The 18459-nt window shown below is 67.2% G+C and carries 18 protein-coding genes and 2 tRNA genes; 6 read left to right on the forward strand and 14 right to left on the reverse strand.

Going from position 1 to position 18459, the window contains the following annotated elements:
• Positions 1–34 precede the first annotated feature (34 nt).
• Entirely contained in the window at positions 35–904 is an 870-nt protein-coding gene (locus GN331_RS12940; protein WP_156642928.1) for a DMT family transporter, read from the forward strand.
• Between the two features lie 133 nt (positions 905–1037).
• Here the strand turns inward: GN331_RS12940 and GN331_RS12945 are convergent.
• The 8 genes from GN331_RS12945 to GN331_RS12980 all read right to left on the reverse strand — a co-directional run bounded on the left by GN331_RS12945 (position 1038) and on the right by GN331_RS12980 (position 7525).
• Positions 1038–1114: transfer RNA gene (locus tag GN331_RS12945), tRNA-Arg, on the reverse strand.
• Positions 1115–1198: 84 nt separating this feature from the next.
• Positions 1199–1291, reverse strand: a tRNA-Ser gene (locus GN331_RS12950).
• Between the two features lie 23 nt (positions 1292–1314).
• Positions 1315–1524 carry a carbon storage regulator CsrA gene (csrA, locus tag GN331_RS12955; RefSeq protein WP_156642666.1) on the reverse strand — a complete coding sequence of 70 codons (210 nt, stop codon included), beginning with the start codon at positions 1522–1524 and terminating at the stop codon, positions 1315–1317.
• Between the two features lie 174 nt (positions 1525–1698).
• The gene (alaS, locus tag GN331_RS12960; RefSeq protein ID WP_156642667.1) at positions 1699–4365 is read right to left on the reverse strand and encodes an alanine--tRNA ligase; all 2667 of its coding nucleotides are present in this window, start codon (positions 4363–4365) and stop codon (positions 1699–1701) included.
• A 187-nt stretch (positions 4366–4552) separates the two neighbouring features.
• Positions 4553–5050 (reverse strand): recombination regulator RecX, encoded by a 498-nt coding sequence (recX, locus tag GN331_RS12965; protein ID WP_331713487.1) that lies wholly within the window; start codon positions 5048–5050, stop codon positions 4553–4555.
• 82 nt (positions 5051–5132) lie between these two features.
• Positions 5133–6170, reverse strand: coding sequence for a recombinase RecA (gene recA, locus GN331_RS12970; protein WP_156642669.1), 1038 nt, complete (start codon positions 6168–6170; stop codon positions 5133–5135).
• A 178-nt stretch (positions 6171–6348) separates the two neighbouring features.
• A complete protein-coding gene (gene lexA, locus GN331_RS12975; protein ID WP_156642670.1) occupies positions 6349–6981 on the reverse strand; it encodes a transcriptional repressor LexA in 633 nt (210 codons plus the stop codon).
• A 46-nt stretch (positions 6982–7027) separates the two neighbouring features.
• Positions 7028–7525: a CinA family protein gene (locus GN331_RS12980; RefSeq protein WP_156642671.1), complete on the reverse strand. Its 498-nt coding sequence runs from the start codon at positions 7523–7525 to the stop codon at positions 7028–7030.
• Between the two features lie 176 nt (positions 7526–7701).
• Between GN331_RS12980 and mutS the strand changes: the two genes are divergently transcribed.
• Positions 7702–10239 (forward strand): DNA mismatch repair protein MutS, encoded by a 2538-nt coding sequence (gene mutS / locus GN331_RS12985; RefSeq protein ID WP_156642929.1) that lies wholly within the window; start codon positions 7702–7704, stop codon positions 10237–10239.
• A gap of 3 nt (positions 10240–10242) precedes the next feature.
• Here mutS and GN331_RS12990 read toward each other — a convergent pair whose 3' ends face one another.
• From GN331_RS12990 to ffh, 6 genes are all read right to left on the reverse strand, one after another.
• The gene (locus GN331_RS12990) at positions 10243–10659 is read right to left on the reverse strand and encodes an RNA-binding S4 domain-containing protein (protein ID WP_156642672.1); all 417 of its coding nucleotides are present in this window, start codon (positions 10657–10659) and stop codon (positions 10243–10245) included.
• A 109-nt stretch (positions 10660–10768) separates the two neighbouring features.
• Positions 10769–11182, reverse strand: a complete 414-nt coding sequence (rplS, locus tag GN331_RS12995; protein ID WP_156642673.1) for a 50S ribosomal protein L19 — start codon at positions 11180–11182, stop codon at positions 10769–10771.
• Between the two features lie 146 nt (positions 11183–11328).
• Positions 11329–12096: a tRNA (guanosine(37)-N1)-methyltransferase TrmD gene (trmD, locus tag GN331_RS13000; RefSeq protein ID WP_156642674.1), complete on the reverse strand. Its 768-nt coding sequence runs from the start codon at positions 12094–12096 to the stop codon at positions 11329–11331.
• 2 nt (positions 12097–12098) lie between these two features.
• Positions 12099–12638 (reverse strand): ribosome maturation factor RimM, encoded by a 540-nt coding sequence (rimM, locus tag GN331_RS13005; protein WP_156642675.1) that lies wholly within the window; start codon positions 12636–12638, stop codon positions 12099–12101.
• A 37-nt stretch (positions 12639–12675) separates the two neighbouring features.
• On the reverse strand, positions 12676–12933 hold the full coding sequence (gene rpsP / locus GN331_RS13010; protein ID WP_156642676.1) for a 30S ribosomal protein S16: 258 nt from the start codon (positions 12931–12933) through the stop codon (positions 12676–12678).
• Between the two features lie 94 nt (positions 12934–13027).
• Complete coding sequence (gene ffh / locus GN331_RS13015; protein WP_156642677.1) at positions 13028–14395, reverse strand: signal recognition particle protein; 1368 nt, start codon at positions 14393–14395, stop codon at positions 13028–13030.
• 72 nt (positions 14396–14467) lie between these two features.
• On the opposite strand from ffh, the gene GN331_RS13020 reads away from it, so the two are divergent.
• The 4 genes from GN331_RS13020 (at position 14468) to GN331_RS13035 (ending at position 18457) form a co-directional block, all read left to right on the forward strand.
• Positions 14468–15250, forward strand: a complete 783-nt coding sequence (locus tag GN331_RS13020) for a cytochrome C assembly family protein (protein WP_197427121.1) — start codon at positions 14468–14470, stop codon at positions 15248–15250.
• A 78-nt stretch (positions 15251–15328) separates the two neighbouring features.
• Positions 15329–15775: a MarR family winged helix-turn-helix transcriptional regulator gene (locus tag GN331_RS13025; protein WP_156642678.1), complete on the forward strand. Its 447-nt coding sequence runs from the start codon at positions 15329–15331 to the stop codon at positions 15773–15775.
• A gap of 1 nt (position 15776) precedes the next feature.
• Positions 15777–17237, forward strand: coding sequence for an efflux transporter outer membrane subunit (locus GN331_RS13030; RefSeq protein ID WP_156642679.1), 1461 nt, complete (start codon positions 15777–15779; stop codon positions 17235–17237).
• Between the two features lie 38 nt (positions 17238–17275).
• Positions 17276–18457, forward strand: coding sequence for an HlyD/EmrA/EmrK family protein (locus tag GN331_RS13035; protein ID WP_156642680.1), 1182 nt, complete (start codon positions 17276–17278; stop codon positions 18455–18457).
• The last annotated feature ends 2 nt before the right edge of the window (positions 18458–18459 follow it).

The following is an 18459-nucleotide window of genomic DNA, read 5'->3' on the forward strand; positions in this document are numbered from 1 at the left end:
TCACGGCGCGCGGTACTGGCACGCGGCGTTGCTGATGCTCGGCAGCGCCATCCTCTTCGGGTTCATGGCGGTGGCGATCCGGCTCGCGTCGAAGTCGCTGCATACCTTCGAGATCGCGTTCTTCCGCAACTTCTTCGGCCTGATCGCGGCCGCGCCCCTGCTGGCGCGCCACGGCACGCAGATCCTGCGCACGACGCAATTCCCCCGCTACATCATCCGCTGCGTGATCGGCGTGCTCGGGATGTTCTGCGGCTTCTGGGCCATCGGCCACCTGCCGCTCGCGCAGGCGATTTCGCTGTCGTACTCCACGCCCCTGTTCGTCACCATCGCCGCAGTGTGGATGCTCGGCGAACAAGTGCGCGCGCGACGCTGGGCCGCGGTGTTGGTCGGTTTCATCGGCGTGCTCATCATCGTGCGCCCCGGCAGCGCGAGCTTCACCCTGGGCACGCTGGTCGCGTTGTGCGCGGCGGTGTTCAGCGCACTGGTGGCGATCCAGATCAAGCAACTCTCGCGCACGGAACCGGCCGACCGCATCGTGCTGTACACGACGATGCTGTGGGTGCCGATGTCGCTGCTGCCCGCGCTGTTCGTGTGGGAATGGCCGCAAGGCATCACCTGGCTGTGGGTCGCCGCCGCGGGTGTGCTGGGCACCTCGGCGCACCTGCTCTGGACACGCGGCCTGAAACTCGGCGACGTCTCCGCACTGACGCCCATCAGCTTCATGCAATTGCCGGTCGTCGCCGTCGCCGGTTGGCTGCTGTTCGACGAACGCCTCGACCGCTACACCCTGCTGGGCGCAGCAATCATCTTCGGCGCGAATGCGTACATCGCACATCGCGAAGCAACGCTGTCGCGGAAACATGCGACGACTGCGCCAACGGAAGCAGCGCAGCCAAACGAGTAGTCCCTTCTGGTGGAACAGCCCCTTTTAGTAAAAGGGGCGCGCGACAGCGCGGTTGTTTGGCATGCCGCCGCGCCCTTGGGCGCGCCAAAACAAAAAGGCCGATGCGTTTAAGCATCGGCCTTTTTGTTTTGCGTGGCGCGCCCGGAGAGATTCGAACTCCCGACCACCAAGTTCGTAGCCTGGTGCTCTATCCAGCTGAGCTACGGGCGCAGAAGCGAAATTATGAAGAACGACTCTGCATTTCGTCAACGAATTTTTTTCATTCTCGTTGCATCACACATGATGTGTTGCAACTGGCGGAGACGGAGGGATTCGAACCCTCGATGGAGCTTTTGACCCCATACTCCCTTAGCAGGGGAGCCCCTTCGGCCTCTCGGGCACGTCTCCGGAGAGCGGCGAAGTCTACAGATTCAGCCTGCGCCCGGCAAACCCGTCTTGCCCGGATCGCCCGGTTCTTCGCCGCGCTGGATGCGCTGGTAGATTTCTTCGCGATGCACGGCGACGTCTTTCGGCGCGGTGATCCCGATGCGGACCTGGTTGCCCTTGACGCCCAGCACCGTCACGGTGACCGAGTCGCCGATCATGAGTGTTTCGCCGACGCGTCGGGTGAGGATCAACATGTAAGTCTCCTTCCTTCGCCAGCGGCCATCCCGCTGGTCCAGTCCGCCGCACAAACCGCGCGGCGGGGCACATCCCTTGGTGCTCGAAGCTGAACGATCATAGACGCGGGCCACATGGGCCCACAACCGCAACTCGTCATGCACCCCGTAAAGCGATACCGGGGGGCCGGATATTCAGTGTAGGCGCTCGGCCACCCACTGAGGAACCGCCTCCAATGCCGCTTGCAATGCCGGGCCGTCGTCGCCGCCGCCCTGCGCGAGGTCCGGACGTCCACCACCCTTGCCGTTGATACGACTCGCAACATGCGCCAGCAGTTCCCCGGCCTTGACCTTGCCGGATGCCGAACCGCTCACGCCCGCGACCAGCGCCGCCTTGCCATCGCTCGCGCCGGCCAGGACGATCACCGCGTCGCCGAGTTGCTGTTTCAAACGATCGACCGCATCGCGCAGCGCCTTCGCATCGAACCCTTCCAGGCGCACGGCGAGCACGCGCGTGCCGTTCACGTCCACGGCGCCGCCCGCGAGGTCGGACGTCGCACCCGACGCGGCCTTCGCCTTCATTTGTTCGAGTTCGCGCTCCAGCTTTTTTTGCCGATCGAGCAGTGCGCGGAGTTTTTCGTTCACATCGCTGGTGTTTCCACCCAGCAGCCTGGCGGCGTCGTTCAAGCGGCGCTCCTCGTCCGTGACGTAGTCGAGCGCGCCCTGCCCGGTCACCGCTTCGATGCGGCGCACGCCGGCGGACACGCCTCCTTCCGAGACGATCTTGAACAGCCCGATGTCGCCGGTGCGTGAGACATGCGTGCCGCCGCACAACTCGGTCGAACTCTCGCCCATGCGCAGGACGCGCACGTTCTCGCCGTACTTCTCGCCGAACAGCGCCATCGCGCCGAAGTCGAGCGCTTCCTGCATGCCCATGTGGCGGATCTCGGCCGAATGGTTGCTGCGGACTTCGGCGTTGACCATGCGTTCGATCGTCGCCAGTTCCTGCGCGGTCACCGGCTGGAAATGCGAGAAGTCGAAGCGCAGGCGATCGGGCGCGACCAGCGAACCCTTCTGCGTGACGTGCGTGCCGAGCACGGTGCGCAGCGCGGCATGCAACAGGTGCGTGGCGCTGTGGTTCAGCACGGTGGCGGCGCGGCGCTGTGCGTCGATGCTGCCGCTCACGCGGTCGCCGACCTTCAGTGCGCCCGTCGCGAGCGTACCGACGTGACCATGGAACTGACCCGCGAGCTTGAGCGTGTCGCGCACGTCGAAACGCGCGCCTGCCGTGGCGAGCTGGCCCGTGTCGCCGACCTGGCCACCGCTCTCGGCGTAGAACGGCGTGCGATCGAGCACGATCACGGCCTCTTCGCCCGCGCGCAATGCGTCGACGGGGCGGCCTTCGCGCACGATGGCCTGCACGAGGAGATCATCTTCGTCGGCGTTTTCGTAACCTTCGAACTGCGTCGGCGCGAGCTGCGCGATCAATTCGCCCGGCAACGCGATGCCGCCGCCGAACTTGCCCGCGGCGCGCGCGCGTTCGCGCTGCTGCTCCATCAGGCGTTCGTATTCGGTCGTCGTCTGCGCGGGGAGCGTCATGCCCTTCTCGCGCAGGATGTCGGCGATGAGATCGGGCGGGCAGCCGTAGGTGTCGTGCAGTTGGAACACTTGCTCGCCCGTGAGCGCGCCGTCGGATTGGTGCAGGTAGCCTTCCAGGCGCTGCATGCCCGCGTCGAGCGTCTGCGCGAACGCGGCTTCCTCAGCCTTGAGCGAGCGCTCGACGAGATCGCGCTTGGCGACGAGTTCCGGATACGCCGCGCCCATCGCCTCGCACAACGGCGCGACCATGCGCCAGAACGCACCGTCGGCTTGCAACGCACCGAGCTTCCAGAAGTGGCGCACCGCGCGGCGGATGATGCGACGAAGCACGTAGCCGCGGCCTTCGTTGGAAGGCAGCACGCCGTCGACGATGAGGAAGCTGCACGCGCGGATGTGATCGGCGATGACGCGCAGCGACTTGTGTTCGAGATCGGCGGTGTGCGTGATCTTCGCGGCGGCGTGGATCAGGTGCTGGAACAGGTCGATTTCGTAATTGCTGTGCACGTGTTGCAGCACGGCGGCCAGGCGTTCCAGGCCCATGCCCGTATCCACGCACGGCGCTGGCAACGGCACGAGCGTGCCGTCGGGCTGGCGATCGAACTGCATGAAGACGTTGTTCCAGATTTCGATGTAGCGATCGCCGTCTTCATCGGGCGAACCCGGCGGGCCACCCGGGATGTGCGCGCCGTGGTCGTAGAAGATTTCCGTGCACGGGCCGCAGGGGCCGGTGTCGGCCATCTGCCAGAAATTGTCCGACGCGTACGGCGCGCCCTTGTTGTCGCCGATGCGGATGATGCGCTCGGGCGGCAGGCCGACGACCTGGTTCCAGATGTCGAAGGCTTCGTCGTCGGTGTGGTAGATCGTCACGAGCAGGCGCTCGGGCGGCAGCTTCCACGTTTGCGTCAGCAACTCCCACGCCCACGCGATCGCATCGCGCTTGAAGTAATCGCCGAAGCTGAAGTTGCCCAGCATTTCGAAGAAGGTGTGGTGGCGCGCGGTGTAACCGACCTGGTCCAGATCGTTGTGCTTGCCGCCCGCGCGCACGCAGCGCTGCGAGGACGTCGCGCGCGTGTAGCTGCGCTTCTCGGCGCCGAGGAACACATCCTTGAACTGCACCATGCCGGCGTTGGTGAACAGCAGCGTGGGGTCGTTGCCGGGCACGAGCGGGCTGGACGGAACGACGGTGTGGCCCTTGGAGCGAAAGAACGCGAGGAAATCGGACCGGATCTGATCGGTGGTGCGGATGGCGTTGGGCGAATTCATGAGGCAACCGGGGGGAAGGGGCCGGGACTGTCACGCCTTTGAATTTCAGGGCGGACGCACCTGCCCCCGCGTGGCCGGACCGGCGCTCGCGGAAGCGGCGCTCCCGAAGGCTCCAAGCGTATCAGGCCGTGCGGAGCAGTGTCCGCAGGCGTATGGGCGCAGGGCCCGGTTTCAAGCGTGTTGGGGTTCAGTCGTCGGGATCGAAGCGCGTAGCGGCGCGTATGTGTGCGCCGGTGAAGCCGCGGCGCAGGAGCCAATCGGCGGCCTTGCGCTGACGCTCGCGGTCGGCTGACAGGTCGTCTCCGAAGCGGCGACGCACCAGGTCGCGCGCCAGCGCTTCCCAATCCACCTCTGCCGTTTCCATGGCGGCGGCGACCGCCTCGCGGCCGAGGGAATGCATGCCGAGCTCCGCACGGATGCGAACCGGGCCGTAGCCAGTGGCCGCGCGACTGCGGACCAGGAGTTCGGCGAAGCGCTCATCGTTCTGCCAGCCGGCCGCCTCGAGTTTGTCGACGGCGGCGACGGCATCGTCGCGCTCGACGCCGCGCGCGGTGAGCTTGCGGGTCAGTTCGACGCGCGAGTGTTCGCGTCGCACCAGCAAGCCGAGCGCACGTCGCGTCGGCGTGGGTTCGGGCCTCGTGCGACGCGGCTTGCGCGCCGGTGCTTCGTCGACGACGTTCGACACGCCGTCGTTCGACGCACTCTCACCTGAGGCCCGACCGTCCTCCCCGCTGCGCCATCCCATAGCCAACGGGGAGGACGACGGATCAGTCTTCCGCGACGACCGGCGACGCATCGCGCGGTGCATCCGGCGCCGGCGCGAGCTTCGCGCGCAGTTCGGCTTCCAGTCGGACGGCCATCTGCGGATTGTCCTTGAGGAACTGGCGGGCGTTCTCCTTGCCCTGGCCGATGCGCTCGTCGTACGCGCTGTACCAGGCGCCCGACTTCTCCACGAGCTTGGCGTTGACGCCCATCTCGATCAGTTCGCCTTCGCGGCTGATGCCTTCGCCGTAGAGGATTTCGGTGATGACCTGCTTGAACGGCGGCGCCATCTTGTTCTTGACGACCTTGATGCGCGTTTCGTTGCCGATGATCTCGTCGCCCTTCTTGACCGAACCGATGCGACGGATATCGAGGCGCACGGAGGCATAGAACTTCAGCGCGTTGCCGCCCGTGGTCACTTCCGGGCTCTGGCCCGGCATCATCACGCCGATCTTCATGCGCAACTGGTTGATGAAGATGACCATGCAGTTGCTGCGCTTGATGTTGCCGGTGAGCTTGCGCAATGCCTGGCTCATGAGGCGCGCCTGCAGGCCGGGCAGCTGGTCGCCCATTTCGCCTTCGATTTCGGCCTTGGGCGTGAGCGCGGCGACGGAGTCGACGACGACCATGTCCACGGCACCGGAACGCACGAGCATGTCGGCGATTTCCAGGGCCTGCTCACCGGTGTCGGGCTGCGAGACCAGCATGTCGTCGATGTTGACCCCCAGCTTCTGCGCGTAGATCGGGTCGAGCGCGTGCTCGGCGTCGATGAAGGCCGCGGTGCCGCCGGCCTTCTGGCACTGCGCGATGGTCTGCAGCGTCAGCGTGGTTTTACCCGAGGATTCCGGACCATAGATTTCGACGACGCGCCCCTTGGGCAGGCCGCCGATACCGAGCGCGATGTCGAGCATGAGCGAGCCGGTGCCGATGACTTCCGCCGGCTCCACGGCCTTGTCGCCCATGCGCATGACCGAACCCTTGCCGAACTGCTTCTCGATCTGCCCGAGGGCGGCGGATAGGGCGCGCTTCTTGTTCTCGTCCATGGTCATGTCCTGTTTGGGATGTTGTTCTGTTGGCGGCGACGTTACGGAGCGGCGGTCGCGCGGATTGAGACGAGTTCGCATGGGTGGGTATTTTTCTCTTTCGCGCCGTTCAACGGCATCAGGGACTGCCGCGCGCGCGTGTAGGGAAACCACTCAAGCGAAGACGTCAGGGGGAAGATCATCGGTTGGGCCGCACCAGGCCGCAGTACAGGCCTTCGATTTCGAACTCCTGCCCGGGCCGCACTTCGATCGGTGCGTAATCCGGGTTGCGAGGCAGCAACCGGATGCGATCGGCGGAGAGCTTGAGGAGCTTGACGGTAATCTCGTCGTCGACGCGCGCGACCACGATCTGGCCCGAGCGCGCATCGCGCGTGCGATGCACGCCGATCAAGTCGCCATCGAAGATGCCTTCGTCGCGCATCGAGTCGCCCTTCACCTTCAACAGGTAGTTGGGCGTGGGCGAGAAGAACACGCGATCCAGCAGCACGTAGCTGTCGCCGGTGACATCCGCGCCGATGGGCAGGCCCGCGGCGACGCGACCGAGCACCGGCAGCCGCAGCATGTCTTCGTTTGCGGCCGGTAGCGGCAACCGCGCGTGACCGGCCTCGACGATCCGGATGCCGCGCGCCACGCCGGGGATGCGCTGGATGGCGCCGGCCTGTTCCAACGCCTCGAGGTGATACTGCGCCGCCCGCACGCCCTTGAAGCCGCAGGCGTGGGCGATCTCCGTCTGGGACGGCGGGAGCCCGTCGCGCTCGATGCGCTCGACGATCAGGGCGAGGATGGCTTGCTGCGTATCGGTCAGGTCCATGGTTAGTAGTATTACTGCTAACCCAGGGTGGCCGTCAACTCCCGTGTTACGCCAACAGGGTCCCCAGGCCCTTGAGCGCGGCCTCCACCGTCTGGCGCCGCACCGCCTCGCGGTCGCCGTCGAAGTGGAAGACCTCGGCCCTCGGGTAGCCGCCGCGGCGTTTCCAGGCGAGCCACACCGTGCCGACCGGCTTGTCGGGCGTGCTGCCGCCCGGCCCCGCGATGCCCGTCACCGCCACCGCCACCGTGGCGCCGGAGGTCACGAGCGCGCCCGACACCATCTCGATCACCGTCTCGCGGCTCACGGCGCCGAAGCGCTCCAGCGTTTCCGGCCGCACGCCGAGCAACGCCTGCTTCGCCTCGTAGCTGTAGGCCGCCAGGCCGCAGTCGAACCAGTCCGACGAACCGGGAATGTCGGTCACCGCCTTCGCGATCCAACCGCCCGTGCAGCTTTCCGCGGTGACCAACATGTGGCGCGAAGCGCGCAGGCGGTCGCCGAGGTCCTGCGAAAGCGCCTGCAGTGCAGCGTCGTCGGGAACGGTCATGGGGGCGGCCGTGGGGGAAGTCGCGTCTTGTATCGCAAATCGGCGACGCGCGCAGGGATCGTGCACGCATCCGCGCTGTCATACTGCGACGGCATCCCGCCCTGCCCGACGCCGTGTCCCTCCACGAATCGATCGACCCGCGCGCCGCCGCGCGCAACGACGCCCATACGCCGCTCATGCGCCAGTTCTTCGCCGCCAAGGCGGAGCACCCGGACGTGCTGCTGTTCTTCCGCATGGGCGACTTTTACGAACTGTTCTTCGACGACGCGCGCAAGGCCGCGCGCCTGCTCGACATCACGCTGACCCAGCGCGGCTCGTCCGCGGGCCAGCCGATCCCGATGGCGGGCGTGCCGGTGCATGCGTACGAGGGTTACCTCGCGCGCCTGGTCGCGCTGGGCGAGTCGGTCGCGATCTGCGAACAGATCGGCGATCCCGCCACGTCGAAGGGCCTGGTCGAACGCAAGGTCGTCCGCATCGTCACGCCGGGCACGGTCACCGACGAAGCCCTGTTGTCCGAACGCCGCGACACACTGCTGCTCGCGCTCTCGCGCGACAAGCGCGGCTACGGGCTTGCGTGGATGGATCTGTCGAGCGGCCGCTTCCTCGTCAACGAAGTCGACGGCGACGACGCACTCGACGCCGAAATCGCGCGCCTGGAACCCGCCGAAGTCCTGGTGCCTGACGAAGACGGCCTGCCCGCTTCGGTCATGGCGCGCACCGGCGTGCGACGCCGCGCGCCGTGGTTGTTCGACGCCGACAGCGGCCGCCGCCAACTCCTGCAATTCTTCGGACTGTACGACCTCACCGGCTTCGGCATCGAAGATCGGCCGCGCGCGATCGCCGCCGCCGGCGCGCTGCTCGGCTATGTCGAGGAAACGCAGAAGCAGCGCCTGCCGCACCTGTCGTCGATCGCGCTGGAAGCCAGCGACGGTGCGATCGCGATGAACGCCGCCACGCGCCGCCATCTCGAACTCGATACGCGCGTCGATGGCGACGTGCGCACCACCCTGCTCGGCGTCCTCGATTCGACGATCACGCCGATGGGCGGCCGCCTGCTGCGCCGCTGGTTGCATCGTCCGTTGCGCGATCGGCGCATCGTCGGCGAGCGCCACCACGCGGTCGCCACCCTGATCGATCAGCGTGGCGATGTCGCGTTGCGCGAACGCTTCCGCGCCCTCGGCGACCTCGAACGCATCCTCACGCGCGTTGCGTTGCGCAGCGCACGGCCGCGCGATCTGTCGACGCTGCGCGACGGCCTGTGCATGTTGCCCGACGTGCGCGACGTGCTCGCGCCGCTCGACTCCCCTCGCCTGCAAGCCCTCGCGGCGGAACTCGGCGAACACGCGGGCAATGCGGCCCTGCTCGCGTCCGCCATCGTTCCGCAACCGCCCGTGCTCGCACGCGACGGCGGCATCTTCGCGGAAGGCTACGACGCTGAACTCGACGAGTTGCGTCGCCTGTCGACGAACGCCGATCAATTCCTCGTCGACCTCGAAGCACGCGAACGCATCGCCAGCGGCATCGCGACGCTCAAGGTCGGCTACAACCGCGTCCACGGCTACTACATCGAAATCAGCAAAGGCCAGTCCGACAAGGCGCCGACGCACTACACGCGCCGCCAGACGCTGACCGGCGCCGAGCGCTACATCACCGAAGAACTCAAGCAATTCGAGGACAAGGTGCTGTCCGCGCGCGAGCGTTCGCTGGCGCGCGAAAAGCTGTTGTACGACGGCCTGCTCGATGCGTTGAACCAGGACCTGGAATCGCTCAAGCGCTGCGCGGCGGCGTTGTCGGAACTCGACGTGCTGGTGTGCTTCGCCGATCGCGCGCAGGTGCTCGACTGGGCACGCCCGGAATTGCGCGACGCACCGGGCCTGTGCATCGAACGCGGCCGCCATCCGGTGGTCGAGGCGGTGCGCAACGAGCCGTTCGAGCCGAACGACCTCGTGTTCGACGACACGGTGTGGATGCGGGTGATCACCGGCCCGAACATGGGCGGCAAGTCGACCTACATGCGGCAGAACGCGCTGATCGTGCTGCTCGCGCACATCGGCAGTTTCGTTCCTGCGTCGCGTGCGCAGATCGGACCGATCGACCGCATCCTCACGCGCATCGGCGCGGGCGACGACCTCGCGCGCGGCCAATCGACCTTCATGGTCGAAATGGCGGAGACCAGCTACATCCTCCATCACGCGACGAACGAATCACTCGTGCTGATGGATGAAATCGGCCGCGGCACGTCGACGTACGACGGTCTTGCGCTCGCCGATGCGTGCGCGCGGCACCTGGCGGCGATCAATCGCAGCTACACCTTGTTCGCGACGCACTACTTCGAACTCACCGCGCTCGCCGAGCCGGGCAGCGGCATCGCGAACGTGCACCTGGACGCCGTCGAGCACGGCGACACGCTGGTGTTCATGCACGCGGTGAAGGACGGCCCGGCGAATCGCAGCTTCGGTTTGCAGGTCGCGGCACTCGCGGGCTTGCCGAAGTCGGTCGTGCGCCAGGCGCGTGCGCGCTTGGCGGAACTCGAACAACAGGGACGCGACGCACCGACGATGCCGTTGACGGTCGAAGCGCTGGATTCGCCGCAGCAGTTCGGTTTGTTCGCGCCTTCGTCGGCGGCGCTGGAAGCGTTGGCCGGCATCGATCCCGACGACCTCACGCCGAAGCTCGCGCTCGAAGCGTTGTATCGACTGAAGGGTCTGCTGTAACGCTTACAGCGCGTCGATGTCGCCCAGCGCGCGGATCAAGCGTCGTGCGCGTTTGTCGGGTTTGGTTTCCGGCGCCTGGTAGCCCGCGCGTTCGGCTGCGCGCGTCGCGCGCTCGGAGGCGCGGCGTTCGCGCGACTCGATGCTTTCTTCGAACAAGGCCTGCGCGACCTTCGCCGGCCCGCGCGTATCCGACAATCCGCGCACGTGGATTTCGAAGCGTTCCTCGCCGCGCACGATCGTCATCGCTTCATCGACGTGCACTTGTCGCGACGCTTTCGCCCGCTGCCCCGCGATCTCGACCTTGCCGGTTTCGATCGCCTGCTTGGCCAGGCTGCGCGTCTTGTAGAAGCGCGCGGCCCAGAGCCAGACGTCGATGCGGACGCCGGGTTGGGGTGCGGTGGCGGGATGCGGATCTGTCATGGAGCGGATTGTCGGACAACTGTGTTGTAGGGGGGCTGAGCCCCCCTACGACCCCGGAAAAGCAAACGGCCGCCTTTCGGCGGCCGTTCGTTGCATCGCGACTGGAAGCTTACTGCTGCGCGGCGGCGGCAGCGATCGCGGCGGCCTTGGCCTTCGCGTTGCCGGCGAGATCTTCCTTGATGCGCGCGGCCTTGCCTTCCAGGCCACGGAGGTAATACAGCTTGCCCGAGCGGACGTCGCCGCGGCGCTTGACTTCGACCGAGTCGATGGCGGCGCTGTAGGACTGGAACACGCGCTCGACGCCAAAGCCGTGCGAGATCTTGCGCACGGTGAAGGCGGAGTTCAGGCCCGCGTTCTTCTTGCCGATGACCACGCCTTCATAGGCCTGGATGCGTTCGCGGTTGCCTTCCTTGACCTTGACGTTCACCACGACGGTGTCGCCGGGGCCGAAGTCGGGCAGCTTGCGCTGGATCTGTTCGGATTCGAAGTTCTGCAGCAGCGTGTTGAGCGAGGGCTTGTTCATGGGACGGCCTGTTGGTGTTCGCGCAGTTGCGCGACGCTTGTTATCGGGCGCCGACGCAAGGCCGGTACCGGGGCTGTGGGACGAAGCCGCACATTCTAGCGGCCCACCGGGCCGCAATGCCAGCTTTTCTTTATCGATCCGGGGGGTTACGCGTCGCCGTCGGGCTCGTCGAGGCCCCGGAGGTACCTGGCGCGGAAGTCTTCGAGCAGCGCGCGGTCGGCCTTGCCGAGCCCCTGTTCATCCAACAGGTCCGGGCGACGCAGCCACGTGCGGCCCAGGGATTCCATCCGGCGCCAGCGGGCGATCTGGGCGTGATTGCCGGAAAGAAGCACGTCCGGGACCTTGCCCAGCGCGTGTTCGACCGGCCGCGTGTAGTGCGGGCAATCCAGGACGCCGCCTTCGAAACTGTCCTGCAGCGCCGATTCGGCGTCGTTCAGCGCGCCCTCCTGCAGGCGGGCCACGGCGTCGACGAGCACCGCCGCGGCGAGCTCGCCGCCGGAGAGGACGTAGTCGCCGATCGAAAGCTCCTCGTCGACCTCGGCTTCGATCAGGCGCTCATCGACCCCTTCGTAGCGGCCGCACAACAGAATCAGGCGCGGCAGCGCGGCGAGTTCGCGAACCTTGGCCTGCGTCAGGCGCGTGCCCTGCGGCGTGAGGTAGACGACGTGCGCGTCCGCGGGATCGGCGGCGCGCGCCGCTTCGATGGCGTCGTGCAGCGGATCGATCAGCATCACCATGCCGGGGCCGCCGCCGAAAGGACGATCGTCCACGCGGCGATAGTTGCCGGGCGCGTAATCGCGCGGGTTCCAGCCGTGCAACGACAACAACGCGCGTTCCTGCGCCCGCCCGACGACCCCGAAGGCCGCGCATTGCGCGACGAATTCCGGGAACAGGCTGACGATGTCGACGCGCATGCTCAGAAGTCCGCGTCCCAGTCGACGATGACCAGGCGGGCGTCGAAGTCGACCGACTTGATGTAGTCGGGTTCGACGAACGGAATCATGCGTTCGCGATCGCCCTGCGCGACCAGCACGTCGTTCGCGCCCGTCGAAAACAGGTGCGACACCGTGCCGAAATCCACGCCTTCCAGGTTCGCCACGCGCAGGCCCTCGAGGTCGACCCAGTAATACTCGCCGGGCGCCGGTGGCGGAAGCGTGGAGCGCGGAACGAAGACATCGGTGCCGCGCATCGCGTCGGCCGCGTCGCGGTCGGCGATGTCGGGAATCACGGCGACGACGCCTTTCGGTGTCACGCGGCCTTTCGCGCCGGTGCATGCGCGCTCGCGGCCCTGCGCGTCGCGCAAGGTCCACGGTTGGTATTTGAAGATGCGTTCCGGCGGTTCGGTGAAACTTTCGAGTTTCACTTCGCCCTTGATGCCGAAGCCGCCGTGGATCTTGCCGACCAAAAGCAAACGCCCCGACAGAATGTCCTTCTGCGGGGCGTCGTGTTCACTCATGGGTTCGGCGTCGCGCATCGTGGCGCGACTGCGAAACTCAGGCGGCCGGTGCGGCCTTGGCGGCCTGCTTGGCGAGGTTGGCGACCTTGTCGCTCATCTGCGCGCCCTGGCCCACCCAGTAATTCAGGCGTTCGGTGTTCAGCTCGACAGCCTTCTCGGCGCCAGCGGCGATCGGGTTGTAGTAACCCAGGCGCTCGATGTTGCGGCCGTCGCGCGCGCTGCGGCTGTCGGTGACGATGATGTGGTAGAAGGGGCGCTTCTTCGCGCCGCCGCGGGTAAGGCGAATCTTGACCATGGTGCTTAAGTTCCTGTGTTGCCCAGTCGGCGGACGTGCCGAGGTAAGCCGGCAATTCTAAGCCATTGATCCGGCGCGGGGGAACCCCCTGCGTTCAGCGGAACGGCATCCCGCCCCGGCCGCCCATCATGCCCTTCATCCCGCGCATGAGGCCCTTCATGCCGCCGCCGGCCAGCTTGCCCATCATCTTTTCCATCTGCTGGAACTGCTTGAGCAGCTTGTTCACGTCGGCCGGCGAGGTGCCCGAGCCCCGCGCGATGCGGGCGCGGCGCGAGCCGTTGAGCAGGTGCGGGTTGCGACGTTCCTTGGGCGTCATCGAGCCGATGATCGCCATCATGCGCGGCACTTCCTTGCCCGTGACCTGGTTCTTCAGGTGCTCGGGGACCTGGCCCATGCCCGGCAGCTTGTCCATGAGGCCGTGCAGGCCGCCCATGTTCTGCATTTGCTCGAGCTGGTCGCGCATGTCCTCGAGGTTGAAGCGCTTGCCCTTGGCGACCTTCTCCGCCAGCTTGGCCGCCTTGTCCTTGTCGACCTGCTGCTCGACCTGTTCGACCAGCGACAGCACGTCGCCCATGTCGAGGATGCGGCTGGCGATGCGGTCGGGATGGAAGACATCCAGACCGTCGGGCTTCTCGCCCGTGCCGATGAACTTGATCGGCTTGCCGGTGATGTAACGCACCGAAAGCGCGGCGCCACCGCGCGCGTCGCCGTCGGTCTTGGTGAGCACCACGCCCGTGAGCGGCAATGCTTCGCCGAAATGCTTGGCGGTGACCGCGGCGTCCTGGCCGGTCATCGAGTCGACCACGAACAGCGTTTCGACCGGCGAGACCGCGGCATGCAGCGCCTGGATCTCGCGCATCATCGCTTCGTCGATGCTCGTGCGGCCGGCGGTGTCGACGATCAGCACGTCGGCGAAGGACTTGCGCGCATCGTCGATCGCCGCGCGCACGATCGCTTCGGGCTTCTGCGAAGGATCGGACGGGAACCACAGCACGTCGACCTGCTGCGCGAGCGTCTTCAACTGTTCGATCGCGGCCGGGCGATACACGTCGGCCGACACCACCATCACCTTCTTCTTGCGGCGTTCCTTGAGGTGCTTGGCGAGCTTGGCGACCGTAGTCGTCTTGCCGGCGCCCTGCAGGCCGGCCATCAGGATGACGGCGGGCGCGGGCACGTTGAGGTTCAGATCGGCGGCGGCCGCGCCCATCACGGTCGTGAGTTCGTCGCGCACGATCTTGATCAGCGCCTGGCCCGGCGTCAGCGACTTCAGCACTTCCTGGCCGACGGCACGCACCTTGATGCGCTCGACCAGCGCCTGCACAACCGGCAACGCGACGTCCGCTTCGAGCAGCGCGATGCGCACTTCGCGCAGCGACTCGCGGATGTTCTCCTCGGTGAGCCGGCCGCGGCCGCGCAGGCGCTCGATGGTGCCGGAGAGACGCTGGGTCAGGGATTCGAACATGGTGGGGGCTTCGGGAATGCGGCGAAAATCTGGCCGCGCAGTATAGCCCCTGCGCCGTGGCACACTTCCGGCATGACGCTCGCATTCATCACTGCCCTGTCCTACCTGCTCGCCGCCGGGTTGCTGGCCCGCGATGTTTCGCGCGATGTCCGCGGACAAGCGTGGTTGCCGCCGGCGTTGATCGCACTGGGCCTGCACGCGGCCCTGCATGCGACGACCTGGCACGGCGCCGGCGCGCTCGACCTGCACTTCTTCTCCGCGCTCTCGCTCGTCGGCCTGGGCATGGGCGTGCTGACGACCGCGTTCGGCGCAAGCGGACGCATGGCGGCGCTGGGCGTGATCGTGTTTCCCATCGCGGCGCTCGTCGGCATCGCCTACGCCGCGCGCGGGCACGTCACCGCCACGCCGCTGGACTGGCGCTTGCAGTTGCATGCGTGGTGCGCGCTGCTCGCCTACGCGACGCTCGGCATCGCCGCCCTCATCGCCGTGTTGTTGTGGGCGCAGGAACGCGCGCTGCGTCGCCGCGAATTCCACGGCTGGCTGCGCGCGATGCCGCCGCTGACGCAGCTGGAATCGCTGCTGTTTCGCACGATCGCGGTCGGCTTCGGATTGCTGACGGCGACGCTGCTGACGGGCGTGTTGTTCGTCGAAAACCTGTTCGCCCAGCACCTGGTGCACAAGACGGTGCTGAGCGTGTTGTCGTGGCTGGCCTTCGGCGTGCTGCTGCTCGGCCGCTGGCGCTGGGGATGGCGCGGGGCGAAGGCGGTCCGGTGGACCCTGGTGGCGATGGTCCTGTTGATGCTGGCCTTCTTCGGCAGCCAGTTCGTGCTGGAGATGGTGCTCAAGCGCGTCTAACCGGCGGTTGAACATGGGAAGGCTGCCTTCACAATAGTTGCATTGACAACTATTGCAGTGGCACCCATCATGTCCCGCATGACCACGACCCCTCCCTGCAACGGCTCCAACCTGGGCCTGCTCTTCCGCCAGGTGCGAGACGCCATGTGGGCCCGGATGGAAGCCGAGCTCGCGGCCAACGGCCACGACCTGAACTTCAGCCAGTTCATCACGCTCAAGATGCTGTCCTTCGGCCCCGCCGGGGTGACCGAACTTGCCCGCGCGGCCTACCTGCATCCGGGCGCGATGACGCGCTTGCTCGACAAGCTCGAGGAACGCGGCCTGCTCGCCCGCGAAGCCGTTCCCGGCGACCGCCGCGCGCTGCAAATCATGCTGACCGACGTCGGCCGCGCGATGTGGGAAGACATCGCGCCCTCCGCGCAACGCGTGCACGACCGCGCGATGGCCAACCTCAGCGACCCCGAACGCGAACAACTCCTCCGACTCCTTTGCCAGGTCCGCGACAACCTCGCGGCGCAGGACTGACATGCGCCAGATCCTCCTTCCCCTCGCCGTCGCGACGACGCTGTTCGTCGCCGGTTGCGCGAGCACGCACGGCCTTGCGCCCGAATCCCAGCCGCGCGATGCGAACGCGACGCTCGCGACGAAGCAATCCTTCGCCGCGACGTCCGACGCCAGGTTCCCCGCGCAGGATTGGTGGACCGCTTATGGCGATCCGCAATTGAACGCATTGATCGACGAAGCGCTCGCCGGCACGCCGTCGCTCGCCGCCGCCGATGCGCGCGTGCGCCAGGCCGCCGCGCAGGCGGGCCTCGCCGATGCCGACCGCAAGCCGACGCTCGGCGCGAGCGCGCAGTACATCGGGCTGCTCGTCCCCGAAAGCATCGCGCCCGAAGGCCTGGGCGGCGAATACCAGAACATTTACCTGCTCGGCCTCAACTTCAAGTGGAGCATCGACCTGTGGGGCGCGCACGCGGCGAAATGGCGCGGCGCACTCGACCAGGCGCGCGCCGCCGAAGTGGACGCGCAAGCCGCGCGCCTGATGCTCGCATCGAACATCGCGCGCACGTACATCGCACTCGCGCTCGCGCATGACGCCGCCGATACCGCGAATGCGGAAGCCGCGCGTGCGTCGAACCTCGCATCCTTGTCGCAGCAGCGCGTCAAGGCCGGCCTCGACAACAACCTGCAGCTGCGTAATGCCGAAGCCACCGTCGGCGCCGCAAAGCAACAGGCGCAGGCCGCGCAGCAACAGGCCGACCTCGCGCGCAACGCACTCGCGGCGCTGTTGGGCAAAGGTCCCGATCGCGGTCGCGCGATCACCCAACCCGCGCTGCTGACGGCCCCGACGCCCGGCGTGCCCGACGTGTTGCCGAGTGAGTTGCTCGGCCATCGCCCCGACGTCGTCGCCGCGCGTTGGCGCGTCGAAGCCGCGGGTGAAGGCATCCATGTCGCGAAGGCCGCGTTCTATCCGACCGTCAATCTCAACGTGCTCGCCGGCCTGGCCTCGGGCCATGTGTCCGATTTGTTTTCGAGCGATGCCGCGCTGGTCAACGGCGGTCCTGCGCTGAGCCTGCCGATCTTCGACGGCGGCCGACTGCGCAGCAACCTCGCGAAGACCGATGCCGAATACGACCTCGCCGTCGCCGACTACGACCAGACGCTGGTCGGTGCGGTGCGCCAGGTCGCCGATGCGGTGCAAACCGCACGCGCGCTCGACACACAGCTGACCACGCTCGCGCAGGCGCGCGATGCCGCGCAGTCCGCGTACTCGGTCGCCACGCAGCGTTACAAGGCGGGCCTGGGCACGCAGCTCGACGTGCTCGCCGCGCAACGTCCGCTGTTGCAGTTCGACCAGCAGATCGACGCGCTGCGTGCGCAACGCCTGCAGGCGACGGTCGACCTGCAGGGCGCGCTCGGCGGCGGATTGCAGATCGCGCATCCGGTCGCGCTCGACGTCGCGAACGCCCAAGCCGCCAAGCACTGATTTCTCTCCCCCGACCCCACTTTTTTCACCGCGCCCCCATGACCCAGCAAATCAATCCCAACGCCCCCGCGCCTGCAGGCGCGCCGGTCAACAAGCGCAAGCGCGCGCTGATGATCCTCGCGGCCGTCGTCGTGATCGCGGCCATCGCGTGGATCGCCTGGTACTTCCTCGTCGCGCGCTGGCACGAAGACACCGACGATGCGTACGTGCTCGGCAACGTCGTCTCGATCACGCCGCAGGCCCAGGGCACGGTCGTCAGCATCTCCGCCGACGACGGCATGAAAGTGACCGCCGGCCAAGTGCTCGTGCAGCTCGACCCGAACGATGCGCAGGTCGCGTATCAACAGGCCGAAGCCAACCTCGCCAACGCCGTGCGCCAGGCGCGCGGCCTGTACAGCACGGTCGAAGCGAACCAGGCCGACATCGCCGCGCGTCGCGTCGCCGTGCAGAAGGCGCGCGAAGACGTCGCGCGCCGCTCGGGCCTGGTCGCCACCGGTGCGGTCTCCTCCGAGGAACTCGCGCATGCGCGCGACGAACTCGCTTCGGCCGAAGCCGCGCTGGCCGGCTCCAACGAAAACCTCTCGCGCAATCGCGCGCTCGTCGACGCCACCACGGTGCAGACGCAGCCGCAGGTCGCCGCCGCCGCCGCGCAGTTGCGCCAGGCCTATCTCAACCTGCAGCGCATGGCGATCGTCGCGCCGGTCTCCGGCTATGTCGCCAAGCGCACGGCGCAGCTCGGCACGCGCGTGCAGCCCGGCGTCACGCTGATGACCGTCGTGCCGCTGGAACAGGTGTGGGTGGAGGCGAACTTCAAGGAAACGCAGCTCGCCGACATGCGCATCGGCCAGCCGGTGGAACTGCATTCGGATCTGTACGGCAAGAAGGTGCGCTTCGACGGCCATCTGGTGAGCCTGGGCCTGGGCACGGGCAGCGCGTTCGCGCTGCTGCCGGCGCAGAACGCGAGCGGCAACTGGATCAAGATCGTGCAGCGCGTGCCGGTGCGCATCTCGGTCGACACCGCGCAGCTCAAGGAATATCCGCTGCGCCTGGGCCTGTCGATGCACGCCGACGTCACGATCCGCGATCGCGACGGCGCCCTGCTCGCGCAGGCGCCGCCCGCCAAGCCGTTGCTGACGACCGACGCTTACGCCAAGCAACTCGCCGAGGCCGACGCGCGCATCACCAAGATCGTGCAGGCGAACCTGGGCCGTCGCGGCTAAGC

The organism is Noviluteimonas gilva (assembly GCF_009740395.1).
Taxonomy (GTDB): domain Bacteria; phylum Pseudomonadota; class Gammaproteobacteria; order Xanthomonadales; family Xanthomonadaceae; genus Noviluteimonas; species Noviluteimonas gilva.